The following is a 22,466-nucleotide window of genomic DNA, read 5'->3' on the forward strand; positions in this document are numbered from 1 at the left end:
AGAGCGTGGGGCCGCTCGCTCATGAGCCCTCCTCATTCAGATCGTGGACGACCTCGCGGATCTCGAAGATGGAGATGACGGGAAGGAAGCGGGCGAACAGCAGGAAGAGGACGCCGAACAGGCCGATCGAGCCGGCGAACAGCGCCCATTCCCAGACGCTCGGCCAGTAGGGTCCCCAGCTCGACGAGAGGAAGTCGCGCGAGAGGGCGGACACAACCAGGAAATAGCGTTCGAGCCACATGCCCGCGGCGACCGCGAGCCCGACGAGAAAGAGCACGAGCGGGCTGCGCCGGAAGCGCCTGAGCCAGAAGAGCTGGATCGACGCGAAATTCAGGATCACCGCGCCCCAGTAGGCCGGTGCCCAGGGTCCGAAGAGGCGGTCCACCGCGGTCTGGCGTTCGAACCCGTCGGCCGAATACCAGGCGCCGAACAGCTCCATCGCGTAGCCGTAGGCGGTCATCATTCCGGAGGCGAGCAGCATGATGCCCACCATCGCCATGTGGCGCTCGGTGATCAGATCCGTCAGCTCGAACGTCCAGCGCAGCGCGCTCGCCAGGATCGCCACCACGGCAAAGCCGAAGAACACCGCGCCGAGCACGAAATAGGGCGGGAAGATCGTCGTGTGCCATCCCGGTATCGGGCCCGCCGCCATCAGCATTGCGACGCCGGAATGGACCGAGACCACCAGGGGCAGGGCGAAGCCCGCGATCAGCAGATAGCCGCGCCGCCAGCGCGCCCAGGCCGTCGCCGAGCCTTTCCAGCCCATCGCGGCCAGTCCGTAGAAGATCCGGGCGAAGCGCGATCGCGCCCGGTCGCGGACCGCGGCGAGATCGGGGATCAAGCCCTGGTACCAGAACATTGCCGAGACGGTGAAATAGACCGAGATCGCGAACACGTCCCATTCCAGCGGGCTGCGGTATTGCGGGCCGAGCGCGAGCTGGTTGGGGTGGGGGATCATCCAGAAGAAGAAGTGCGGCCGGCCCAGATGCAGGATCGGGTAGAGCGCCGCGCAGATCACCGCAAAGACCGTCATGGCTTCCGCGAAGCGGTTCAAGGAGGTGCGCCACACCGCCCCGGTCATCAACAGGAGGGTCGAGATCAGCGTGCCGGCGTGGCCGATGCCGATCCACCACACCACGTTGGTGATCGCCAGGCCCCAGCCCACAGGGATGTTGATGCCCCACACTCCCGTGCCCTCGGCGAAGAGCACGACGACGGAAAGGATGTAGAGCGCGAGCAGCGCGCTCGCGACCGCGAATGCGGTCCACCAGCGCCTGCGGGCGGGAAAGTCGAGCGGGATGGTGCCGATCTCGCGGGTGACGCCGGACAGTGTCCTGTCCGCCTCGATCGGCCGGCCGGGCGCGGTGGAGGCGTCGCTCATGAGCGAGGCTCCCCCGGCTTGACCCGGGCGAGATAGGAGGTGCGCGGACGCACGCCGAGCTCGGCGAGGAGATCGTAATTGCGTCCCTCCGCCTTGGCCCGGGCGACGGCGCTCCGCGGCTTGTTCTTGTCGCCGAAGATGATCGCGCCGGTCGGGCAGGCGGCCTGGCAGGCGGTGACGACCTCGCCCTCACCGATCGCGCGGTCGTCCATCCGCGCGGCGATGTCGGCGGCCTGGATGCGCTGGACGCAATAGGTGCATTTCTCCATCACGCCGCGCGAACGCACGGTGACTTCGGGATTGCGCCTTGCGGGGGGATCGTCCGGCTCCCGGCTTGTCCATTCGTGGAAGTTGAAGCGGCGTACCTTGTACGGACAATAGGCCTGGCAGGTACGCGTGCCGATGCAGCGGTTGTAGACCTGCAGGTTCAGGCCGTCGTCGGAATGAACGGTGGCATTGACCGGACAGCCCATCTCGCACGGGGCCTGCTCGCAATGCATGCAGGGCACGGGCTGGAAGTGGATCTGCGGATTCTCGTCGGGGCCTTCGTAATAGCGGTCGATGCGGATCCAGTGCATCTCCCGGCCTCTTGCGACCTGCTCCTCGCCGACGGTGAGCACGTTGTTTTCGCCCTGGCACGCCGTCATGCAGGCATTGCAGCCGATGCACAGATCCAGGTCGATCGCCATGGCCCACGCCTGGTCCCCGCTCTCCCAGTCCGGATGGAGCGAGGGCCCGTCGTCGATGGCGTCGTGCAGGGCTTCGCCGGGTGCCACGGTGCGCACGAAATGGTGGCCGTCCATCTCGTGATGATGCTGGGTGGAGACCAGGTCCGCGCGCTCTCCCGTGCCGGTCACGCGGTCGGCAGTGAGCCGCCACGGACTGGCGCTCGAACGCAGGCGGTAGGCGTCATAGCCCCGCGAGCCGTCATGGCCGCCACCGAGCCGGCGCCCGTAGCCGAGTGTCAAAAGCACGGTCCCCGGCGCCTGGCCGGGCTGGACGAAGGCGGGGGCCTCGATCCGGCGTCCCTGTGCCTCGATGGCGATCAGGTCGCCGGTCTCGACCTGGAGTTCCTGCGCCGTTGCCGGTGCGATCGAGGCGGCATTCCTCCAGACCAGCAGCGAGACGGGCTTCGGGGTTTCCTGCAGCCAGATATTGCGCGTGAAGCACCCGTCCCAGGCGGCCGGGTCGGGCCGGAAGAGGATCTCGAGGCCGTCGCGGGATGTCCCTGCCTCGCGCGCGGCTTCGGGGGACGGCCTGCGGGCCGTCGCGACGGCCTGGGCCGGCACGAGCCCGTCGTGAACCACCCGGCGCCAGGCGCGTTCGAACGCGCCCTCGAGCCGGTCCCGCCAGGTCGCGCGCACGATATCGCGAGCCCCCGGCGGGGCGGGTTCGGAGAACAGGGCCAGAAGCTCGTGGACGGCCCACAGATCGGTCCGGGCGCGGGCCAGGGGCTGGCAGATCACCGGCGTACCGTCGGCGGCCTGCCCGTCGCTCCAGGTCTCGAACGGGTGGGCGAGGGGCACGAACCACTCGGCGAACAGGCTCGTCTCCTCGCGGTGCCGGCTCGCATTCACCACGGTGCCCGCGCGCCCCAGCAGCCCGGCCATGTCGATATCGCCGGGTACGGAGTAAACCGGGTTGGTGTCCACGCAGACCAGCGTGTCGATCTCCCCGGCCTCGAGATCCCGGACCAGCGTCTCCAACGGCTCCGGGGCGCCCCAGTCCAGCGGAGCGTGGCGCGGGGGCGCGCCGAGTCCTTCGATCCTTGCGCGAACCGAAGCCGGCAGCTGGGATCCGGCGATCAGCTGCACCTCGCCGCGATCCAGCAGGGCGCGCGCCTCCTCCACGAAGCCGCGCTCGGCTTCGCTCAGTTCGGGTGTGCCGCCCGCGATGGCCTGGGCGAGCGCGCCCATCCGGTCCTCGCGCACCGGCAGGCGGGTGTCTGCGCGCGAGCCGGTCAGCGTCGGTACCGCCTCGGCGACGAGCAGGCGCGTCGCCGAGCCGTCCTGGCGCGCCGTGCGCCGGGCGGCCGCCCACGTGCGCGCCTCGGCGACCTGGAAGGGGCCGGGCCCGAGCGGATCGGCGCCGAGGCTGATCACGGACGGGGCGCCGGACAGCGCCGGGCCGGCCCGCGCCGCGTCCGCCAGGCCCGGTTCGTGGGCGTAATGGCGCACGTCCGGGTATCGCGCCTTCAGCGCGGCGATCTGGCGGTGCAGGGTCGGTGAGGTGCTGGCGGGCGTGAGGAAAGCAAGGCACGCCCCATTTTCCATGCGCGCCCTCGCATTCCACGCGAAGGCCGCGAAGCTCTGCGGCGAGACGATCCGGCCCTCCCGGCGGATCGCGGTCTCGCGTTCGGGATCGTAGAGGGAGAGGATGGCGGCCTGGGCGAAGGCGTCGATCGCCCCGCCGCTGGCAGGGTGCTGCGGATTGCCGGCGAGTGTGATCGGCCGTCCTTCCCGCACCGTGGCGAGCACGGGCTGGACGATGCCCGAGACCATGATCCCGCTCGCGTAATGGCGGGCCTCGCCGGGCGTCACGCCATCGGGTTCGGCGATATAGGGCACGGCAGTCTCGGGCGGCTCCCCGCATCCCGCCGCTGCGGCCATTGCGGCAAGGCTCGAGAACCTGAGCACGTCGCGCCGGCTCGCGCCCGCCTTCACGTCGGGTCCGTCCTTCGCATCGGGGCGATCCGGGCCCCGGCGCTGGATGGTTCTGATCCTACCGGTGGCAGGCATTGCAGTTGTCCAGGGCTTCGGGGTTCTGTACGCGCGCGCTCGCCATGAAAAGCGAGAGGCGCTCGTATTCGTCAGAATGCGGATGAGGATCGTAGACCGCCTCGCGCGCGACGAGGTTCGGTGCCGGATCGCGATGGCAGTCCAGGCAGAAGCGCATCGTCATCGGCTCGGCCTTCTGCAACAGCGGCATCTGCGTCACGTCGCCGTGGCAGCTGGCGCAGGCCACTCCCGCCTGAACGTGCACGCCGTGATCGAAATAGACGAAATCGGGCAGGTCGTGGACACGGGTCCAGGCAATCGGTTCGCCGGCCAGGAACGCCTCGCGCACGGGCTCGAGTTCCTCGGCATTGGTCCAGATCTGCGAATGGCAGGCCATGCAGGTTTCGATCGGGGGAAATCCCGCACTGGCCGCGCGCTCGGCCGAAACATGGCAGTTCACGCAGGAAATGCCGAGTTCGCCGGCATGGTGCCGATGGCTGAAGGCAACCGGCTGCTGCGGCGCGAAGCCGAGCGCGGCGCCATACTGGGTCGGGTTGACCGCGAGAATTGCAAGCAGCAGGAAGATTCCGGGAATGGCGATGGCCAGCCCGGTCAGGAAGAGCCGCAGCCACGCATCGGCCGTGCGTTGGAAAATCTGGGCCATGTCCCGGTCGGTCTGCCCTCTCGTCTCTGCCCCGCAATCAAACGGACAAAGCCGGGGGGCGAGGGAATGGTTCCCGGGTCACCCAGTCCTCGCGAGCGCCGAGAGTCTGCCGGACAGCTCGCCGGCGGGCTCGACGGTGAGGGCGAGCACGAGTTCGCTCATGAATTCCAGGGTCTCGCGCGCATTGGCAATGACGCCGGCCTGATCGCGTGCGCGACGCACCTGGTCGTCGATGACCGCCCGGAGTTCGGCGCCATGACCGGCATCGAGCTCGCCATGGGCGGCATAGGTCGAAAGCGCCTCGACCGGCAGGTCGACTCGCCTGGCCAGGGTTTCGATCTCGCGCGGCGGGTCGCATTCGAGCGCGTAGATATAGCCGAGATGATCGAGCGCGCGCCCGGATTCCATGAGATAGTACTGAGCCCCGACGAGCGCCTGGGTCTCGCGAAGCGGCCGCGATGCCGAGACCCGGGCCCGGTCGAATCCGAGCCTTTCCAGGTCGTCGAGCATCCAGACGTCATGGCCGGCTTCCTCCTTGCGGTGACCGGCGGCGTAGTCGGCCAGCGAAGGGTTGTCCGGCCGGATCTCGCGCTCGAAGCGTTCGAGCAGCGGGCAGGTGAACCGGACATAGTGGTAGGTCTCGACCATGAAGCCCTGGAAGCGCGCCTTGGCATCGGCATCGTCGAGCAGCATGGACCATATCCGGTCGAACTCGGCGCGGGCCTCCCGCGTCACGCAGTCCAGGCGGGCGATGAAGTCCGAGGTCTCCGCAGCATCCTTCATTCGGCCGGCTCCGGTTCGGGAGTGACCTCGCCGAACGCGAGCAGCCGTTCGGCCTGCAACGCTTCGGCACATCCCGGTGCGCTCAGCGCGTCGCGCACCGCGGCCACCGCATCCGGCTCGCTCATCACCCAGCGGCAGACCTCGCAGATATTGCGCCGGTCGAATCGCTTGCCGGCGGGCTCGAGCACCCCGGCGTCGACGGCCAGGCGTGCGAGATGCTTGGGCCCCCGCAGGCGCAGGGCCTGAAGCAGCGGGTCGCTATCGGCTTGCTCCACATGCTGCGCGAAGCCGGGCTCGCCGGTTCTGCCCAGCCGCAGGGCCGGCCAGTTTTGCGGATCGGACATCGTGTCGCCGCAACAGGCCATCACCTCGCCGGTCGGTGTCACCGCGGGGGTTGCCGGGCCGTGACAGGGCTCATCGGGCAGATCCTCGAACCGGGCGGGCTCGCCGACGCCGGCCAGCGCCCGATGGCGAGCGCCTCGTCCGCTGCGATGGGTCGGCGTCACGCGCACGCGCACGCGCTCCATCAGCTCCGCGCCCAGCGCACCATGGAGAGTCTGCAGGAAATCGTCACGATCGGAGTCGAGGCATACGAAGAGGCTGGAGGCGATGCCGCGGTCGCGCGCGGCCTCGAGCGCGTGGCGCACCGGCTCAAGGGACATGAATTCCAGATGGTGCCGGTCGGCACTGATGCAGAAATCGGCGAGGGCTGCACGCGGCAGCCGGTCGAGTATCTCGCCCGCGCGCGCCTTCGACACCGCCCAGTGCGCGCTCGTCACGACGCCGGCACTCATGCCCAGCTCCGCGATGCGCTCCAGCGCCGCGGCCAGCCGGTCGAGCTTGAGAAAGGGCTCTCCGCCACTGAGAACCACCATGGCGGTACGCCCGCTCGCGGCGATCTCGCCGATCAGGCCCAGCAGGGCCGGGGTGTCAAGTTCCTCGCGCCGCTCCGGCGAGGAGGAGACGATGCAGTGCGCGCAGGCGAGCGGGCAGGTCGCCGTCACCTGTACTATGACACAGCGGGCGAAATGGAGATGGAGCGTATCGGGATCGATCATCACCGGGCCGGCTCCGTCTCGGCCCGGACAGGGCCGGGCGGAAAGATCTCGCCGCGCCGGAGCAGGCGGCCGGCCTCGAGTTCGTCGCGCAGCGCCCCCGTCTTCAGACGCTTGCGCAGATGGGCGTTGAGCGCCGGATCTCCCAGGATGTCCTCACACAGATTGCAGATCGAGCGGTCGCGGTAGCGGCCCGTCAGGCGGCCCGCGAGTCCGTCCGCTTGCAGCAGGCGGGCCAGCTGTCTCGGCCCCCAGGTGCGGATAGCCTGAAGCAGGACATCCCCGTCGGCGCGCCGCGTCATCTCAGGCAGGCCTTCGCGGACGAGATCGCCAAGCACCAGGGCCGGCACGCGCCGGCCGGCCTCGGTATTGCAGCAGGCATAGACCTTGCCGTCGGTATCGGCCACGGGCTGGTCGGCCACCTGGCACGGCGTGTCGGCGATCTCCTCCAGCGGCGTCTCCGCGGCTTGGGGTGCACCGGGAAGACTGGCGCCGCGGCCGGCATAGACAACGGGTGCGATATCCAGCTTGGCGCGCCTCCAGACGCGCTCTCCAAGGCATTCGCGAAGTTCGGCCAGGAACGCATCGTCCTCGCCTTCGTGCACCCGGATCACGAGCGCGACGCCGAACTCGCGTTCGAAGGCGGCCTCGGCGAGATGGCGGATGTTCGCCATGTCGACGAAGGGCAGATGGTAGCGGTCGGCACTGATGGCGATCGTGATCTCGCCCTCGATGTCGCCGAGCCAGTCCAGGGCCCGCTCGCGCGAGCGGGCGAAATGACCTGCGGTGTTGATGTAGAGCGCCACGCCGTAGCGCTGCGCCCATGCCGCGATCGCGCGCAGGAGCGGGCGCATCAGGAAGGGCTCGCCGCCCGACAGGCTCAGCCGTCTCACATGGCCCTCGCGGCCGATCTCCTCGAGCCGGCGCAGCAGGAGTTCGCTGTCCACGCGCTCGCCTCGCTTCGGGCCGCTGCTGACCGAACAGTGCGCGCATTCGAGGGGGCACTGCATCGTCATGTGGATGCCGAGCGAGCGATGGAAGAGGTGGAAATACCGGTCGGGATCGGGCCGGATCTGCGGCATGAGGCTCAGCCTCCCCGGTCAGCTCGGGAGGAGGGAGCGCGCCCGGGCGCACCCCCTCCCCGGGTCTGTCGCTCGAGTGCGGTCAGTAGATGAAGCCGCCGCAACTGCCATGGCAGTCCGCCAGCGGCTGCAGGGGCTGGAGCCGGCCGCGCACCTCGCGCAGCGCCGCCCACTCGCGTTCACTTACGCTGAGGAGTGCTTCACGCTGCTCGCCCGTGAGTTCCACATCTCCGGCGCGTTCCAGGGCTTCGCGCGCGCTGCCGGTCTCGATCGCGGTGTCGAGCAGCCGGCGCAGCTGCGGCGATACCGCCGAGACATTGTCGCCCGGCATCACGGCGCGGTTGCGCAGCTCGTCGGTGCGGACCTGGAGGTCCTCCGTCCGAAGTTCCGGTCTCTGATAGTCCTGCGCGCCGGAGGCAGCCAGTCCGGAGCCGGCCAGCCCGAAGGCAGCGAGGATCGTGGCGAACTTGGCCGTCGCGCTCTTCAGGTCGCGCTTGGCCACGACGGGACTTGCCGGCAGGGTGCGGTGTTGCGGTGCAGTCGTCATGGGATTTCCCTTTCCTTCTGCGACTTTCAGTAGATGAATCCGCCGCACGTTCCGGTGCAGTCGGCAGCGCGCTCCATCGGCCGGAGCCGGCGGCGGACATCGCGCAGCATCGCCCATTCCTCGCGATCTATGCTGAGAAAGGCCTCGCGCTGTTCCGCGGTCAGCTCCAGCCCGCGGACCCGCTCCAGCGCGGCACGCGAATCCCCGGTCTCGAGAGCGGCATCAAAGAGCGCGAGGAACGCCTCGGAGACGCCTTGCTGCCGCATCATGTTGTCCGGATTCGTGACCTGATGGCGCTCGAGTTGCTGGACCTGCGGCCGCTGCATCTGCACCGGTTCGTAGGTGCGCTCCCCCGGCGCCTGCGCTTGCGCGGAAAGGCCCGTGCCGGCGAGGCCGAACACGGCCATCACCGTCGCGAACTTGGCCGTCGCGCTCTTTAGGCTGCGCTTTGCGACAACCGGATTCGATGAATTGGGTTGTAGAGTGGTTGTCATTTCGTGCGTCTCCCATTCTGCCACGGGCACAGGAGAACATGAACTCGTGTAAACGTAAAGAGAAGGGTGATTTTATATCGAACACGAAAACGACTAATAGTATTTGCCTGCTCTGATTTTACGCGCGCAAAGCCACCCGGATCGCATTCCGGCTGTCTTTATAATCATGCTTTTCTAAGAGTTGATTACACTCCGAATGGCCAGGTTTCGTCTTCGCCTTCCCTGGGCGTCGCGCTCTTGGCGTCGACGGCCTTGGTCACGGCGAACCAGACCCAGGCGTCGAACTGCTCGGCGAGATTGGCGCGGAAATAGTGCGAGGCGCGCTCGGTCTCGGGCCGGTAGATCACGCCGATGGCGCGCTGCAGCTTGGGTTCGGACAGCATCTGGCGGTGATCGCCGTCGAGGCTTTCAAGATCCAGGAAGAAGCGCCCGATATCGGTCCGGAAGGCATGGTCCTCGTGCGCGTTCTCCAGTGCCGGCCGGACGGTCTTGATCTTCATGGGGCCGTCCCAGTCGTCGGCGGCGGCGACCTCGCCCTCGTGGGTGGAGAAGCCGATCAGCGCGCAGTCCTGGCCGTACTTCTCGCGCACCAGCTGGCCGATATTGTGCTCCTCGCGCACCCAGCCCATCTCGGTCTTCGACGCATCGCCGATATGGGAGTTGTGCGCCCACACCACGGCCTTGGCGTCCGGCCCGCGATGCTCCAGCAGGCGTTCGAGCGTGTCGAACATGTGGCTGTCGCGCAGATTCCAGCTGTCCGCATCGCCGTAATACAGGTTGCGATAGTATTTCTCCGCCTCGGCGACGATGCGCGCATTCTGCTCGGCGTCGAACAGGGCCTCGCCGTTCTCCACGCGCTGCGTCAGGAGGTCGGTGAGGACGGAGACCACCTTGTCCTCGCAGCCGCGGAATCCGTTGCCGATGCGCATGCGCGCATAGCTGCCCGGTTCGCTGCAATAGGGGGTGAGGCAGCCATAGCGCTCCTTCGCGGTCTCGGCAGCCTCTCTGTCGTGCTCGCCGAGATAGTCGAGCACCGCCTCGATCGAGGCGCACAGCGAATAGACGTCGAGCCCGTAGAAGCCGGCCTGGTGTTGCGGATCGCGCCCGCGGTTGATCTCGCGCAGCTTCCTGAGCATCGCCCAGGTCTCTTCATTGCGCCACATCCAGCGCGGGAAGCGGGTGAAGGGCTCCTCGGCATGGCGCCGCCCCTCGGCGCTCTGTCGGATCGCCTTGTCGTAGATCGCCGCGTCCGGCCAGTCGGCCTCCACCGCGACGATGTTGAAGCCGTGGTCACGCACCAGGCGTTCGGTGATCGCGGCGCGCGCGGCGTAGAACTCGCTGGTGCCGTGGGTGGATTCGCCCAGGCAGACCACCTTGCGGTCGGCGAAGCGCTCGGCCATGCGCGCGAGATCGCCATAGCTCTCGAACGGCTCGGCGGCCGCGGCCATGATGCCGGACAGATCGGGCGGCATGTGGCCCGGCCGGCCCGCGGTCGGGGTCCTGCGGCCCTGGGTGACGTGGCCCGGACGGTCTTCTTCCGGGACCAGGGGCACGAAGCGGACCGCCTCGTGATCGGTGATCTCGTACTGATCCGCGTCGAGGCGCCTGATCTCGGTCAGCATCTGGTGGCCGTTCACGGCGAGCGGGATGATGATCCGGCCGCCGACGGCCACCTGTTCCTTCAGGGCCGGGGGCAGGTCGCCGCCCGCCGAGACGATGATGGCGTCGAAGGGCGCCTCGCCCGGCAGGCCCTTCGTCCCATCGCCGTGGATGATGTGGACATTGCCGTAGCCGATCTTCTCGATCGCCGTCTTCGCGGCCTCGGCCAGCGCCTTGTGCCGCTCGATGGCGTAGACCTGGTTGGCGATCTTGCCCATCACGGCGGCCGCATAGCCCGAGCCCGCCCCGACCTCGAGCACCTTGTCGGAGCGCTCCAGGCCCGCCAGCTCGATCATGCGCGCGACGATATAGGGCTGGGAGATCGTCTGCTCCTCCGCGATCGGGAGGGGGGAGTCCTCGTAGGCGAACTCGTGCAGGTCCTCGGGAATGAACTCCTCGCGCGGCACCTGCTTCATCGCGTCGAGCACGGCGGGCATCGCGATGCCGCGCCGGGCGAGCTGGAACGTCACCATCGCGCTGCGGTCGTCGGCATACATGTCGCGCTGAGCCATAGAAGTCTCCCGTAGCAGAATTGCCTCCGGCAGCGCCCGCCCGGGAGGCTCCCGGCCGCGCGCCCGGTCGATCCACAAACCGGCGAACCGGCAGCGGTGTTCCCTCCGAGGGCCGGCGCGCGCAGCCCCGCGCGCCGGGGATGATGCGCAACGGAACCGCGCCCGGCCCGCACGGGTTTGCCGACCGAGAGAAGGGCCTTTCCGGCCCGGCGCCGGAGGGGCCGAAGCGCGGAATGGACCGCGGCAAACCGAGGAGGCCCGCCATGGCGACCTGCGAACAGTGCGGCAACGACTATCATTCCCCGATCGAGATCAAGGTGAACGGGAAAACCCACACCTATGACTGCTTCGAGTGCGCGATCGAGCAGCTGGCTCCGCGCTGCGCGCGCTGCGCCACGCGGGTCATCGGGCACGGGCTCGAGGCCAGCACGGGCATCTACTGCTCGGGTCATTGCGCGAAGGAGGCCGGCGTCGAGGCCCGGGCCTGACCCGCCTGCACCCGCCCGACCGATCCGAGCAGACATGGACCGCGAGATGAGCAACGAGACACCCGCCGGCGAAGCGAAGAAGAAGATCTTCGTCGTTGGCGCCGACGACTACAATCTCTCCCTGATCGAGAAGATTCCCGGCGCACAGACCTGGGAGCTGGTGCGCACGCTCGAATGGTCGGACTGCCAGCCGCCCTCCGGCCGCATCGATTTCGACGAGCTCTACGAACGGGCGAAGTCGATCATCGACGATCAGGGCGGCAAGCCGGACGCCATCATCGGCTATCTCGACTTTCCCGTCACCTCGCTCGTCTCGCTCCTGCGCCGCGATTACGGCATGCCCGGTGCCAGCCCGCAGGCGGTCGCCAGGGTGGAGCACAAGTACTGGGCGCGGCTGAAGCAGAAGGAGATCTTTCCCGAGGAGACGCCCGAGTTCCGCGCCATCAATCCGTTCGAGCCGGAAAACTCGAAACGCAAGGCGCCGGATTATCCGTTCTGGCTGAAGCCGGTGAAGGGCCACTCGTCCGTGCTCGGATTCATGGTCGAGGACGATGGCGATTTCGACGAGGCGCTGCACGCCTGCCGGCAGAAGATCCACCTCATCGGCGAGCCCTTCAACGCCTTTCTCGATCATCTCGAGGACACCAGCGAGATCGACGGGATTGACGGCAATTTCGCCGTGGCCGAGCAGCTAATCTCGGCGCCGCGCCAGTTCACGCTGGAAGGCTATGTCTGGCAAGGCGAGACGAGGATCTACGGTGCCGTGGAGTCCCTGCGCGAGGGCAAGCACGAATCCAGCTTCTCGCGCTATCAGTACCCGGCCGATCTGCCCGATGATGTGATCGCGCGTGCGAGCGACATCGCCGCGAAGATGATGGATGCCATCGGCTACGACGGCTCGCCCTTCAATGTCGAGTTCTTCCACGATCCCGGGAGCGGCGCGCTGCATCTCCTGGAGATCAATGCGCGCATCTCCAAGTCCCACTCGCCGCTCTTCCACATGGTGGACGGGGCGGCGCACCAGAAGGTCGCGATCGAACTCTCGATGGGGATGGAGCCCGACATGCCGAAGGGCCGCGGCAAGGACGCGGTGGCAGGAAAGTTCATGCTGCGCAGCTTCGAGGCGGACGGCATCGTCAAGCGCGTGCCGAGTGCGGACGAGATCGCGGAACTCAAGCGCATCCTGCCCGATATCGACGCCAACGTTCTCGTCCAGAAGGACGAGCGCCTCTCCGACATGTTCTACCAGGACAGCTATTCCTACGAGCTCGCCGACGTCTTTCTCGGCGGCCATGACGAGGAAATGCTGGAGGATGCCTACAACCGCGTCCTGGACTCGCTGCCCATCCACATCAAGCCGCTGCCCGCAAGTTCATGAAAACCTTCTCCGATTTTCCCCGCGAGATCATCGAGGAGGAAAATGTCTGGATCCCGGTCGCTGACGGCCTGAATCTGGCCGCGCGCATCTGGCGGCCGAAGGATTCCGGCGACCGGCCCGTGCCGGCCATCCTCGAGTATATTCCGTACAGGAAGCGTTTCGGCTCCACAGAGCGCGACGAGATCACGCACAAGTATCTCGCCGGCCACGGCTATGCCTGCGTGCGCCTGGATATCCGCGGCAGCGGGGAATCCGAGGGCGTGCTGACCGACGAATACCTGCAGAGCGAGCTCGACGACGGGGTCGCCGCGATCCACTGGCTCGCCGGGCAGGACTGGTGCGACGGCAATGTCGGCATGATGGGCATCAGCTGGGGCGGGTTCAACGGCCTGATGATCGCGGCCATGCAGCCCGAGCCGCTCAAGGCCATCGTCACCGTCTGCTCCAGTGATGATCGCTATGCGGACGACATCCACCACATGGGCGGCACGCTGCTGGGAGACAACCTGTCCTGGGCCGGCGTCATGTTCTCCTACAACACCATGCCGCCCGATCCCGCGCTCGTGGGCGAGCGCTGGCGCGAGATGTGGCTGGAGCGCCTGGAGGGATCAGGGCTCTGGCTGAAGACCTGGCTGGAGCACCAGCGCCGGGACTCCTACTGGCGCCACGGCTCGGTGGCGGAGAATTACCAGGACATCAAGATACCCGTCTTCGCCGTGTCCGGCTGGGCGGACGGTTACACGAACACGGTCTTCCGCCTGATCGAGAATCTCGACGTTCCGCGAAAGGGGCTCGTGGGGCCGTGGGGCCATACCTATCCCCATATCGGCAAGCCGGGCCCGGCCATCGATTTCCTCGGCGAGCTGCTCGACTGGTGGGATCACTGGCTGAAGGGCGAGGACCGGGGCATGGAGCGCGAGAACCGGCTGTGCGCCTACATGCAGGATTCCGCCCCGCCCAACCCGCAGTACGATTTCCGCAAGGGCCGCTGGGTCGTCGAGAAGAACTGGCCGAGCCCCGATATCGAGCGACGCGCCTTCACCTTCACGACGGGGCGCGGCCTGATCGAGAACGGCGAGGACGAGACCGCGCAGATCGGCATGGATGTCCAGTCGCCGGTCACGCTCGGCCTGTTCGCCGGCAAATGGTGCTCCTATGCCAACGGCCCCGATCTCGCCGGCGACCAGCGCTCGGAGGATGGCGGCGGGCTGATCTTCCAGACCGAGCCGCTGGAGGAGGACATCGAGATCCTCGGCCAGCCGGTGGCCGAGCTGGAACTGGAGAGCGATCGGCCGATCGCAATGGTGGCCGTGCGCCTGTCCGACTTCCTGCCCGATCACCAGATCACGCGCGTGACCTACGGCCTGCTGAACCTCACGCACCGCGACAGCCGCCAGCATCCCGAGCCGCTCGAACCCGGCAGGCGCTACCGCGTGGAGGTGCCGCTCAACCACATCGCCCAGCGCTTTCCCAAGGGTCACCGCATCCGGGTCTCGGTCTCGACGGTGTACTGGCCGCTCGCCTGGACGCCGCCGCAATCCACCAAGCTGACGGTCTATTCGGCCAGGAGCCGGATCGTCCTGCCCTGCCGCACGAAGAATGTCGGCGGCGCGCCCGAGGCCGAGTTCGATCCGCCCGTCTGCGCGCCCGGTCCGGCCAAGACCGTGTACGAACCCGGCGAGCATCGCTGGCTCGTCCACCGCGATCTCGCCGATCAGAGAAGCGAGCTTCAGGTGATCGACGACCGGGGCCTCATGCGCTTCGACGATATCGATCTCACCGTCGGCACCCATGCGGAGGAAAACTACTCCGCGCGCACCGGCGACTTCACCAGCGTGAAGGGCACGACGCAATGGGTGCGCACGCTCGAGCGCGGCGACTGGTCCGTCAAGACGCGGACCTACACCTGCCTGACCTCGGACGAGGACAATTTCTACATCCGCGCCGAACTCGACGCCTATGAGGGCGAGACCCGCGTGTGCTGCCTGTCGTGGAACGAGACCATCCCGAGAGATCACATCTAGCGCGCGTGCCGCGCGCGCAGGCAGCGGCCCGGCCCTCGTGAAGCGGTACGGATGGAGAGGCCGGCCTCAGTCGCGCCGGGTTTCCTCGAGCGCCAGGGTGACGAGCATCTGCTCGATCTTCTCTCCCGGTCCTGCCGGGCGGGCGAGCTGCATCCGCTTCAGGAAGCGCAGGGCCCGCTTCGGCGGCTTCCAGTATCGCATCGCCCGCACGACGGTCCCGGCCCGGTCGGTCTTCGTCGCCGTGCGGTCCTTCAGCCATTCGAGCGCCTGCCTGAGCTTCTGCTCCTCCTCGGTGAGATCGGTGCCGAGCGGGTAGAGCGGCAGGTGGCCGGCCCGCCGCGTCGCCTCGAGCGCCTGCTCGAGCGCTTCGGGCGTGTTGCTGCGGAACTCGCCGGCGAGCTCGAAGTCGTCCTCGACCTTGCCGGCGGCCTTGGCCGCGGCGAGGAACTCGCCCTGGAAGCGGGAATCGCAGATGCGCGCCAGCCGGATGGCGACCTCGCGATCGCTCTGCCCGCGCAGGTCGGCGATGCCGTATTCGGTCACGACGATGTCGCGCAGATGGCGCGGCACGGTCACCTCGCCGCCGGTCCACACGATGTTCGAGCGCGCCTTTCCGTCCGAGGTGCGCGTGGCGCGCAGGAGGATGATGGAGCGGCCGTCCTCCAGCGCCTGGGCCATGGCGGCGAAATTGTACTGCCCGCCCACACCCGAGACGACGCGCCCGTCCTCCAGCGCATCGGAGATCGCCGCGCCGCGCCCGTTCACCTTCATCGCCGTGTTGAAGAAGCGCGCCTCGCGCCGCTGCACGCGCGCGAGATCTTCCTCGCCGAACAGGTCGTTGATGAAGGTGACCCGCGTCATGGCGATCTTCTCGCGCAGCTCCGGAGACAGCGTGCGCAGGCGCTCGTACATGGCCGCGGGGCCGAGATAGAAGCCGCCGTGCAGGCAGATGCCGGCCGCCTCGACGGAGCCGGGGTCCTCGAGCGCCTTCTTCTCGGTCTCGAGATCCATGTGGACCCCGCGGCGCAATATGCCCTTCTCCAGCAGCACCAGCATGCCGTCGGTGACCATCTCGCTGCAGCCATAGAGGCCCTGCTCGAAGGGCTCGAGGCCGCCGATCTCCTCGATCAGCGCGCCTCCGGTGGCGCGGCGCAACGCCTCCACGCCCTCGCGGAAGGCGGCATTGTGCGCGTGGCGCAGGATGATCGCGTGGCTCACCGCGTCGGCGAGGGCGCCGATGCCGATCTGCAGGGTTCCGCCGTCCCTGACGAGGCTTGCCGCCTGCAGGCCCAGCGCATGGTCGGCGATATTGACCGAAGGGGCGGGGGCCGGGAACAGCGTATAGGTGCCGCCATCGTAGAGCGCGTCGAAGAAGTCGCGTTCCACGGCCGCATCGCGGCCGAGGAAGGGCAGGGCCTCGTTGATCTCGCCGAGCACCGCCGTCGGCGTTCCTTCCGCCGCCTTGCGGCGCAGGGCGGGTGCGAGATCGAGGGAGAGATCGGGATTGCAGGAGAGCGAGTAGCGCTTCCCGCCCGGCTCGCGCGCGACCATCTGGGCGAGCACGTTGAGCCCCGCCGCCATCGCCTCGCGCCCGGCATGGGTGTAGTTCGCGCTGACATAGTTGCGCTGGGCGTTCTCGTTCTTCAGGAGCGTGCCCGGGGGAAGGAAGAACTCCTTCACGGTGACGTTCGCCGGCAGCGCGCCCTTCTGCCGGTCGGTGGCGTAGTCGAGCTCGGGATAGCCGTCATAGAGCCGCTGCGCGATCGGGTCGAGGAGGCGTGCGGCGAGTTTGTTCGGAGCCTTGGGCACCTCCAGCGACAGGGCGGTGAAGATCGTCAGCTCGACCCCGGGATCGTCCTTGGCGCGCCGGTAGAAGGCGTTGGCGAGATGGTTCGCCTTGCCGAGCGCGAGCGGCAGGCCGAGCACGACTTTCCTGCCGACGCGCGCGATCGTCTGGTCGACCAGCGCCTCGGCGCTGGTGAAGTGGGAATTGCCTTCGGGCGGGATGAAGCCGGAGGGCGGGCTCATGCCGCGAGGGACTGCCACCCGTCATCGGGCGCGAAGCGGTCCGCCTCGCGGTCCTCCTCGAGGAATTTCAGCGCCGCGACGATATCGTACACCCCGCGCGCCTTCGCGTAATGCAGGGGTCCGCCGCGGAAGGGCGCGAAGCCGGCCCCGAAGATCAGGGCGGCGTCGATCTCGTCGGGATCGGAGACCACGCCCTCGCGCAGCAGCGCGGCGCAGGCGTTCAGCATCGGCAGGATCAGGCGGTCGCACATGCGGTCCAGCCGGTCGTTTTCCATGTCGTCCGCATCGATATCGTCCTTCTTCGGCTCCCCGTTCTCGTAGGTATAGAAGCCGCGGCCGGATTTGACGCCGAGCCGGCCCGTGTCGACAAGTGCCGAGATATTGTCCGGGATCTCGCCGATCTGTTCGGGAAACTCCGTCCGCAGGTGCCGGGCCACGTCCAGGGCGATGTCGAGACCGACATGGTCGGCCACCTCGACGGGGCCCTGAGCCATGCCGAAGCGTTCGGCGGCGGCATCGACGGCCTCGGGCGTCTCGCCCTCCTCGATCAGGCGCGCGGCCTCCAGCAGGTAGGGCGTCAGCGCCCGGTTGACGATGAAGCCGGCAGAATCCGTACACGGAACGGTGATCTTGTCGAGCGCGGCAGCGAAGCCCGCGGCCTGGCTCATGGCCCGCTTCGTCGTGCGCCCGCCCCTGACCACCTCGACGAGCGGCATCTTGCGGACGGGGTTGAAGAAATGCAGCCCCACCAGCCGGCCCGGCTTCTTCAGCGCGCCGGCCATGTCCTTCAGCTTCAGGCTGGAGGTGTTGGTGGCGATGAGCGCCGTGTCCTTCAGCTTGGGCTCGAGTTCGGAGAGGATGTCCTTCTTCAGGTCTATCTTCTCCGGCACCGCCTCGATGACGAGGTCGGCCCGGCGCGCCCCGTCTCCGGCGGGGTCGGGGATGAGCAGGTTGCGCGGCGGACGCAGGTCGCCGCGCGAGGCGCGCTCGCCCGGCTTGCGTTCGAACAGGCGGTGCGCGTCGCGCACGGCTTCGGCGAGGATGTCCGCCTCGATGTCGGTCAGCGAGACCTCGAAGCCCTTCAGCGCCGCCCAGGCCGCGATCTCTCCGCCCATGGCGCCGGCGCCGAGCACGTGGACATGGGAGATCCCCAGCTTGTCCGCATCGAGCTCGGCGGCGTGCTTCATCTTTTCGCGCAGGGCGAAGACGCGGCGCAGATTCCGCGAGGCTCCGGTCCGGGCGAGCTCGACGAAGAGGTCGGTCTCCGCCTCCATGAGGTCGCGGCCGATGCCGTGATCCTCGAAGGCCTCGATCAGGCGGAAGGGCGCCGGGTAGTGGCGCCTGTCGACCTTCCCGGCGGTCTTGCGGCGCATCTGGCGCGCCATCAGGACGCGGGCCGGGCGGGTGTCCATCGCCTCCTCGCGCAGCGCCTTGAACCCCGTGCGTTCGGGCTTGCCCTTCTTCAGGGCGGCCCGTGCGGCCCTGCGCAGGTGGCGTGCCTGCGTGACCTCGTCGAACAGGCCGAGCCGTTCGCCCTTGTACGCATCCACGGATTTCCCGGTGAGGATGAGCTTCATGCCCTCCGCCGTGCCGACGAGGCGGGGCAGGCGGTAGGTCCCTCCCAGTCCCGGAATGAGGCCGAGCCTGACCTCGGGCTGGCCGGCCTCGGTGTCCTCGCGCGCCACGCGCCGGTCGCAGGCGAGCGCGATCTCCAGCCCGCCGCCGAGGCAATGGCCGTGGATCATGGCCACGCTCGGGCAGGAGAGTTCCTCGAACCGGTCGAGCAGGGCCTTTGCGTCCTCCAGGAGGCCGCGAAGATCGTCCTCCTCAAGCTCGCCGAGCGCATGGATGTCGGCGCCGGCGATGAAGCCGGACGCCTTGCCCGAATGGAGCACGATGCCGTTCGGCGGGTTCTTCTCGAAGCCCTCGATCACCGTCTCGAAGCCGTCGAGCACGGCGCGGTCGAGCGTGTTCGCGCCCTTGCCGGGCACGTCGATGCACACCCAGGCGATGCCTTCCCCGTCGCGGTCGACTGTCCAGATATCGGCCATTGGTGAGCGTCCTATTGCAGCGAGGAGACGAGCATGGCGCCGCCCTGGCCGCCGCCGATGCATTCGGTGGCGATGGCGCGCTTGCCGCCGGTGCGTTTCAGGGCGTTGAGGGCGTGCAGCACGATGCGCGTGCCGCTCGCCCCGACCGGGTGGCCGAGGCTGATCGCCCCACCATCGACATTCAGCTTGCCGCGCTCGATCTCCCCGTGCGCCGCATCGAGGCCGAGCCGGTCCTTGCAGAAATCCTCGTCCTGCCAGGCCGCGAGGCAGGCCAGCACCTGAGCGGCGAAGGCCTCGTTGATCTCCCACAGGTCGAGATCGCCGAGATCGAGTCCGTGGCGCTGGAGCAGGGGCGTCGCGGCGAGCACCGGGCCGAGCCCCATGCGCGTGGGATCGAGCGCGGCCCATTCGCTGTCCTCGATCATGCCGAGCGGCTCGGCGCCGAGCTTCTCGGCGGCCTCCTCGCTGGCGAGGATCACCCAGGCGGCGCCGTCGGTGACCTGGGAGGAATTGCCGGGCGTGACCTGACCGTAGGGCGGCTCGAAGGCGGGATCGAGCTTCCTCAGCTTGTCCATCGTGGTCTCGGGCCGCACGCCGTCGTCGTGATCGAAGGCTTCCCCGTCGGGCGAGAAGAGCGTGACGACCTCGCGATCGAGCCAGCCCTCCTCCTGCGCACGGGCGAGCCGCTTGTGGCTGCCCAGCGCATAGGTGTCGGCCGCCTCGCGCGAGATGTCCCACTCGTGGGCGAGCACCTCGGCGGTCTCGCCCATGCCGAGCCCCACCAGGTCGTCGGTCAGGCCCTTCTCCAGGCTGATCACCGGCTCGGCCATGCGCGGGCGGAACTCGGCGGCGGCCTTGACCCGCTCCTGCGCGGACTTCGCGCTGCGCAGCTCGGCGAGCCATTTCGCCGTCTCGCGCTTGAGCTCGAGCGGGGCGTGGGACAGCGCGTCGGTCCCGCCGGCAAGGATCACCTGCGCGCGCCCGTCCGCGATGTACTTGTACCCGGTGTCGATCGACTGCATGCCCGAACCGCAATTTCTTTGCACGGAGAATGCCGGCACGTCCTCGCCCATACCCATGCGCAGGGCGGCGACACGGGCCGTGTTCGGCGCCTCCGAGGTCGGCGCGCCGCAGCCCAGGATCACCTCCCCGACCGCGTCCATCGCGTCCGGCTGGCGCAGGCGCAGCGCCTGGCCGGCCGCCACGGCGAGATCGACGGGCGAGAACGGGCCCGGCCTGCCGCGGGCCTTGAGGAAGGGGGTGCGCGCGCCGTCTATGACGACTACGCGGCGTCCTTTCGATTGCGTGCGCTGGGCGATAGCGTGGCTCCCTTGAGCTCTTCGGGTTCGAAATCGTCGACGACGAGCACGGCGCGGATCGTCTCTTCGGCCTCGTCGATCTCGGCGCGCTCGGCGGCGCTGAGCACGCCGTTCTCGACCGCATTGTCCAGAGAGACGCCGGACTTGCGGACCTTCTCCAGCAGCGCGTCGCGCCGGACGATGGCCGCGAGCGCGCGCTCCATGACCGCGAGCGGGGCCTCGCCCTCGCCCACATAGACGCCGCGCGTCAGGCGTTCGCGCGTCCCGCACGGTTTCAGGATCAGGTCCGCGACCTCGTGGGTGAGATCGTCCGAGGGCGGACGCCGGTGCATGCCGACCGGCGAGAGGATCGCCGAGAGCAGCATGCGCCAGTGCAGGCCCGGGAAGTGGCGCATTACCGACTGCAGGCGCTGCTGGATGCGATACAGCCCGTCGGCGAAGCACCAGTCGAGCAGCGCCCGGTCGGCCTCCTGCCGGCCCTCGCTCTCGTAGCGCTTGATCGCGCCGGACAGGAGGTAGATCTCCGCCAGCACGTCGCCGAGCCGCGCGGAGAGGGATTCCTTCTTCTTCAGAGCCCCGCCCATCACGGCGAGGGCGAGCTCGGATATCACGGCGAGCCTGAGGCTCGCATGGGACAGCTCGCGATAGTATTTCCCCAGCTCGCCCGCTTTTTCCGGCGTCTCGGTGAACCGCCCGAAGGTGAGGCCGTGCACGAAGCTGCGCGCGAAGATCTTCACGTCGTGGGCGAGATGGCCGAACAGCGCCTCGTCGAACTGCTTCAGGCCCTCGTCCTTGTCCGGATTGGCGACCGCCTTCATCTCCTTCAGCAGATAGGGATGGCAGCGGATGGCCCCCTGGCCGAACACGATGAGGCTGCGGGTGAGGATGTTCGCGCCCTCCACCGTGATGGCGACGGGAATCGACTTGTAGGCGGTGGCCAGATGGTTCCTCGGGCCCTCGCAGATCGCCTTGCCGCCATGGATGTCCATGGCGTCGTTGATCGCGGAGCGCAGGCGCTCGGTGGCGTGGTACTTCATGATCGCCGAGACGACGGCGGGTTTCTCGCCCTCGTCGATCCCGGCCGTGGTCAGAAGCCGGGCCCCGTCGAGCAGATAGGTGGAGGCGGCGATGCGTGCGAGCGGCTCCTTGACCCCTTCGAACTCGCCGATCGGACGGCCGAACTGTTCGCGGATGCGCGCATAGGCCCCGGAGGAATGGGCCGCGACCGCCGCGCCGGCGCAGCTCATCGAGGGCAGGGAAATGCCCCGGCCCGCCGCGAGCGCGCCCATCAGCATCTTCCAGCCCTGGCCGATCTGCTCGCGCCCGCCGAGGATCTGGCCGATCGGCACGAACACGTCCTTGCCGCGCACCGGCCCGTTCTGGAAGGCGAGCCCGGAGGGCAGGTGGCGCCGGCCGGTGTCCAGGCCCTCGCTGTCGGTCGGCACGAGCGCGACCGTGATGCCGAGTTCTTCCTCCTCGCCGAGCAGGCGATCGGGATCGAACAGCTTGAAGGCCAGTCCCGCGATGGTCGCGACGGGGGCGAGCGTGATGTAGCGCTTGTTGCAGGTGATCTCGATGCCGAGCGTCTTCTCCCCGTCGATCTCGCGCTCGACGACGATGGCGTAATCGCTCATCGCCGAGGCGTCCGATCCGGCCTCCACGCCGGTCAGGGCGAAGCAGGGAATCTCCTTCCCGCTCGCCAGGCGCGGCAGGTAGTGGTCCTTCTGCTCGTCGGTGCCGTAGAGCATGAGAAGCTCGCCGGGCCCGAGCGAGTTGGGGACCATGACGGTGACCGCCGCGGTGATCGAGCGTGTGCCGATCGTGCGCACGACTTCGGAATGGGCGTAGGCGGAGAAGCCCTTCCCGCCATATTCGGCCGGGATGATCATCGCGAAGAAGCCTTCGGAGATCATGTAATCCCAGACCTCCTCGGGCAGGTCGCGCTCCTCGTGCTCGATCTGCCAGTCGTCGAGCATGGCGCACAGCTTCTGCACCGGCCCGTCGATGAAGGCGCGCTCCTCATCGGTGAGCGTCCCGGTCTCCAGCCCGATGAGATAGTCCCAGTCCGGCTTGCCCGACAGGATCTCGCGGTCCCACCATACCGTGCCGGCCTCGATGGCCTGGGCCTCGGTGTCGGACATGTCGGGGAGCAGGCCGGCATACCAGTCCATCACCGGCTTGCTGATCAGGTTTCGGCGCCATTCGGGCATGAAAGGGTCGCACCTCCCGCGTGAAGCTTGCTCTTCGAACTAACACGGCGTGCGCCGGGCCGGTTCCTGCGTCG

16 protein-coding genes are annotated in these 22,466 nt (G+C 68.3%); 3 read left to right on the forward strand and 13 right to left on the reverse strand.

The annotated features are described in order from the left end of the window. Positions 1-19 precede the first annotated feature (19 nt). The 9 genes from JW792_RS14345 to JW792_RS14385 all read right to left on the reverse strand — a co-directional run bounded on the left by JW792_RS14345 (position 20) and on the right by JW792_RS14385 (position 10,894). The gene (locus tag JW792_RS14345; RefSeq protein WP_206340824.1) at positions 20-1,381 is read right to left on the reverse strand and encodes a hypothetical protein; all 1,362 of its coding nucleotides are present in this window, start codon (positions 1,379-1,381) and stop codon (positions 20-22) included. Continuing rightward, positions 1,378-4,119, reverse strand: a complete 2,742-nt coding sequence (locus JW792_RS14350; protein WP_135995115.1) for a 4Fe-4S dicluster domain-containing protein — start codon at positions 4,117-4,119, stop codon at positions 1,378-1,380. Before JW792_RS14350 ends, JW792_RS14345 begins: the two co-directional genes overlap by 4 nt. Next, positions 4,103-4,762 (reverse strand): cytochrome c3 family protein, encoded by a 660-nt coding sequence (locus tag JW792_RS14355; protein WP_135995114.1) that lies wholly within the window; start codon positions 4,760-4,762, stop codon positions 4,103-4,105. Before JW792_RS14355 ends, JW792_RS14350 begins: the two co-directional genes overlap by 17 nt. A gap of 78 nt (positions 4,763-4,840) precedes the next feature. Continuing rightward, positions 4,841-5,545: an iron-containing redox enzyme family protein gene (locus JW792_RS14360; RefSeq protein ID WP_158291557.1), complete on the reverse strand. Its 705-nt coding sequence runs from the start codon at positions 5,543-5,545 to the stop codon at positions 4,841-4,843. Next, entirely contained in the window at positions 5,542-6,603 is a 1,062-nt protein-coding gene (locus tag JW792_RS14365; protein ID WP_135995112.1) for a radical SAM protein, read from the reverse strand. Before JW792_RS14365 ends, JW792_RS14360 begins: the two co-directional genes overlap by 4 nt. After that, positions 6,603-7,682, reverse strand: a complete 1,080-nt coding sequence (locus JW792_RS14370; RefSeq protein ID WP_135995111.1) for a radical SAM protein — start codon at positions 7,680-7,682, stop codon at positions 6,603-6,605. Before JW792_RS14370 ends, JW792_RS14365 begins: the two co-directional genes overlap by 1 nt. 82 nt (positions 7,683-7,764) lie before the next feature. Further along, positions 7,765-8,229: a hypothetical protein gene (locus JW792_RS14375; RefSeq protein WP_135995110.1), complete on the reverse strand. Its 465-nt coding sequence runs from the start codon at positions 8,227-8,229 to the stop codon at positions 7,765-7,767. Positions 8,230-8,255: 26 nt separating this feature from the next. After that, entirely contained in the window at positions 8,256-8,723 is a 468-nt protein-coding gene (locus JW792_RS14380) for a hypothetical protein (protein ID WP_135995109.1), read from the reverse strand. Positions 8,724-8,908: 185 nt separating this feature from the next. Continuing rightward, on the reverse strand, positions 8,909-10,894 hold the full coding sequence (locus tag JW792_RS14385; RefSeq protein WP_206340825.1) for a protein-L-isoaspartate(D-aspartate) O-methyltransferase: 1,986 nt from the start codon (positions 10,892-10,894) through the stop codon (positions 8,909-8,911). Positions 10,895-11,157: 263 nt separating this feature from the next. On the opposite strand from JW792_RS14385, the gene JW792_RS14390 reads away from it, so the two are divergent. From JW792_RS14390 to JW792_RS14400, 3 genes are read left to right on the forward strand one after another with little or no spacing between them, the layout of a single operon-like run. Further along, positions 11,158-11,382, forward strand: a complete 225-nt coding sequence (locus tag JW792_RS14390) for a hypothetical protein (protein WP_135995108.1) — start codon at positions 11,158-11,160, stop codon at positions 11,380-11,382. A 46-nt stretch (positions 11,383-11,428) separates the two neighbouring features. Then, on the forward strand, positions 11,429-12,760 hold the full coding sequence (locus JW792_RS14395) for an ATP-grasp domain-containing protein (RefSeq protein WP_158291556.1): 1,332 nt from the start codon (positions 11,429-11,431) through the stop codon (positions 12,758-12,760). Further along, the gene (locus tag JW792_RS14400; protein ID WP_135995106.1) at positions 12,757-14,784 is read left to right on the forward strand and encodes a CocE/NonD family hydrolase; all 2,028 of its coding nucleotides are present in this window, start codon (positions 12,757-12,759) and stop codon (positions 14,782-14,784) included. Before JW792_RS14395 ends, JW792_RS14400 begins: the two co-directional genes overlap by 4 nt. Before the next feature lie 66 nt (positions 14,785-14,850). Here JW792_RS14400 and JW792_RS14405 read toward each other — a convergent pair whose 3' ends face one another. Genes JW792_RS14405 through JW792_RS14420 form a run of 4 tightly spaced genes read right to left on the reverse strand, consistent with a single transcriptional unit; the run spans position 14,851 to position 22,392 of the window. Continuing rightward, positions 14,851-16,812: an acetyl-CoA hydrolase/transferase C-terminal domain-containing protein gene (locus JW792_RS14405; protein ID WP_135995105.1), complete on the reverse strand. Its 1,962-nt coding sequence runs from the start codon at positions 16,810-16,812 to the stop codon at positions 14,851-14,853. Then, positions 16,809-18,863, reverse strand: a complete 2,055-nt coding sequence (locus JW792_RS14410) for a 3-hydroxyacyl-CoA dehydrogenase NAD-binding domain-containing protein (protein ID WP_158291555.1) — start codon at positions 18,861-18,863, stop codon at positions 16,809-16,811. Before JW792_RS14410 ends, JW792_RS14405 begins: the two co-directional genes overlap by 4 nt. A gap of 11 nt (positions 18,864-18,874) precedes the next feature. Then, positions 18,875-20,182 carry an acetyl-CoA C-acetyltransferase gene (locus tag JW792_RS14415; protein ID WP_135995278.1) on the reverse strand — a complete coding sequence of 436 codons (1,308 nt, stop codon included), beginning with the start codon at positions 20,180-20,182 and terminating at the stop codon, positions 18,875-18,877. Then, entirely contained in the window at positions 20,146-22,392 is a 2,247-nt protein-coding gene (locus JW792_RS14420) for an acyl-CoA dehydrogenase (RefSeq protein WP_135995103.1), read from the reverse strand. Before JW792_RS14420 ends, JW792_RS14415 begins: the two co-directional genes overlap by 37 nt. Between the last annotated feature and the right edge of the window lie 74 nt (positions 22,393-22,466).

Origin of the sequence: Marinicauda algicola (assembly GCF_017161425.1) — a bacterium.
In the GTDB taxonomy this organism is placed as follows: domain Bacteria; phylum Pseudomonadota; class Alphaproteobacteria; order Caulobacterales; family Maricaulaceae; genus Marinicauda; species Marinicauda algicola.

Bases quoted from the DNA above. Each gene is read 5' to 3' on its own strand.
- JW792_RS14375 (WP_135995110.1), bottom strand. From the start codon at position 8,229: ATGACGACTGCACCGCAACACCGCACCCTGCCGGCAAGTCCCGTCGTG.
- JW792_RS14370 (WP_135995111.1), bottom strand. From the start codon at position 7,682: ATGCCGCAGATCCGGCCCGATCCCGACCGGTATTTCCACCTCTTCCAT.
- JW792_RS14380 (WP_135995109.1), bottom strand. From the start codon at position 8,723: ATGACAACCACTCTACAACCCAATTCATCGAATCCGGTTGTCGCAAAG.
- JW792_RS14385 (WP_206340825.1), bottom strand. From the start codon at position 10,894: ATGGCTCAGCGCGACATGTATGCCGACGACCGCAGCGCGATGGTGACG.
- JW792_RS14345 (WP_206340824.1), bottom strand. From the start codon at position 1,381: ATGAGCGACGCCTCCACCGCGCCCGGCCGGCCGATCGAGGCGGACAGG.
- JW792_RS14395 (WP_158291556.1), top strand. From the start codon at position 11,429: ATGAGCAACGAGACACCCGCCGGCGAAGCGAAGAAGAAGATCTTCGTC.
- JW792_RS14400 (WP_135995106.1), top strand. From the start codon at position 12,757: ATGAAAACCTTCTCCGATTTTCCCCGCGAGATCATCGAGGAGGAAAAT.
- JW792_RS14410 (WP_158291555.1), bottom strand. From the start codon at position 18,863: ATGGCCGATATCTGGACAGTCGACCGCGACGGGGAAGGCATCGCCTGG.
- JW792_RS14350 (WP_135995115.1), bottom strand. From the start codon at position 4,119: ATGCCTGCCACCGGTAGGATCAGAACCATCCAGCGCCGGGGCCCGGAT.
- JW792_RS14365 (WP_135995112.1), bottom strand. From the start codon at position 6,603: ATGATCGATCCCGATACGCTCCATCTCCATTTCGCCCGCTGTGTCATA.
- JW792_RS14355 (WP_135995114.1), bottom strand. From the start codon at position 4,762: ATGGCCCAGATTTTCCAACGCACGGCCGATGCGTGGCTGCGGCTCTTC.
- JW792_RS14420 (WP_135995103.1), bottom strand. From the start codon at position 22,392: ATGCCCGAATGGCGCCGAAACCTGATCAGCAAGCCGGTGATGGACTGG.
- JW792_RS14405 (WP_135995105.1), bottom strand. From the start codon at position 16,812: ATGAGCCCGCCCTCCGGCTTCATCCCGCCCGAAGGCAATTCCCACTTC.
- JW792_RS14390 (WP_135995108.1), top strand. From the start codon at position 11,158: ATGGCGACCTGCGAACAGTGCGGCAACGACTATCATTCCCCGATCGAG.
- JW792_RS14360 (WP_158291557.1), bottom strand. From the start codon at position 5,545: ATGAAGGATGCTGCGGAGACCTCGGACTTCATCGCCCGCCTGGACTGC.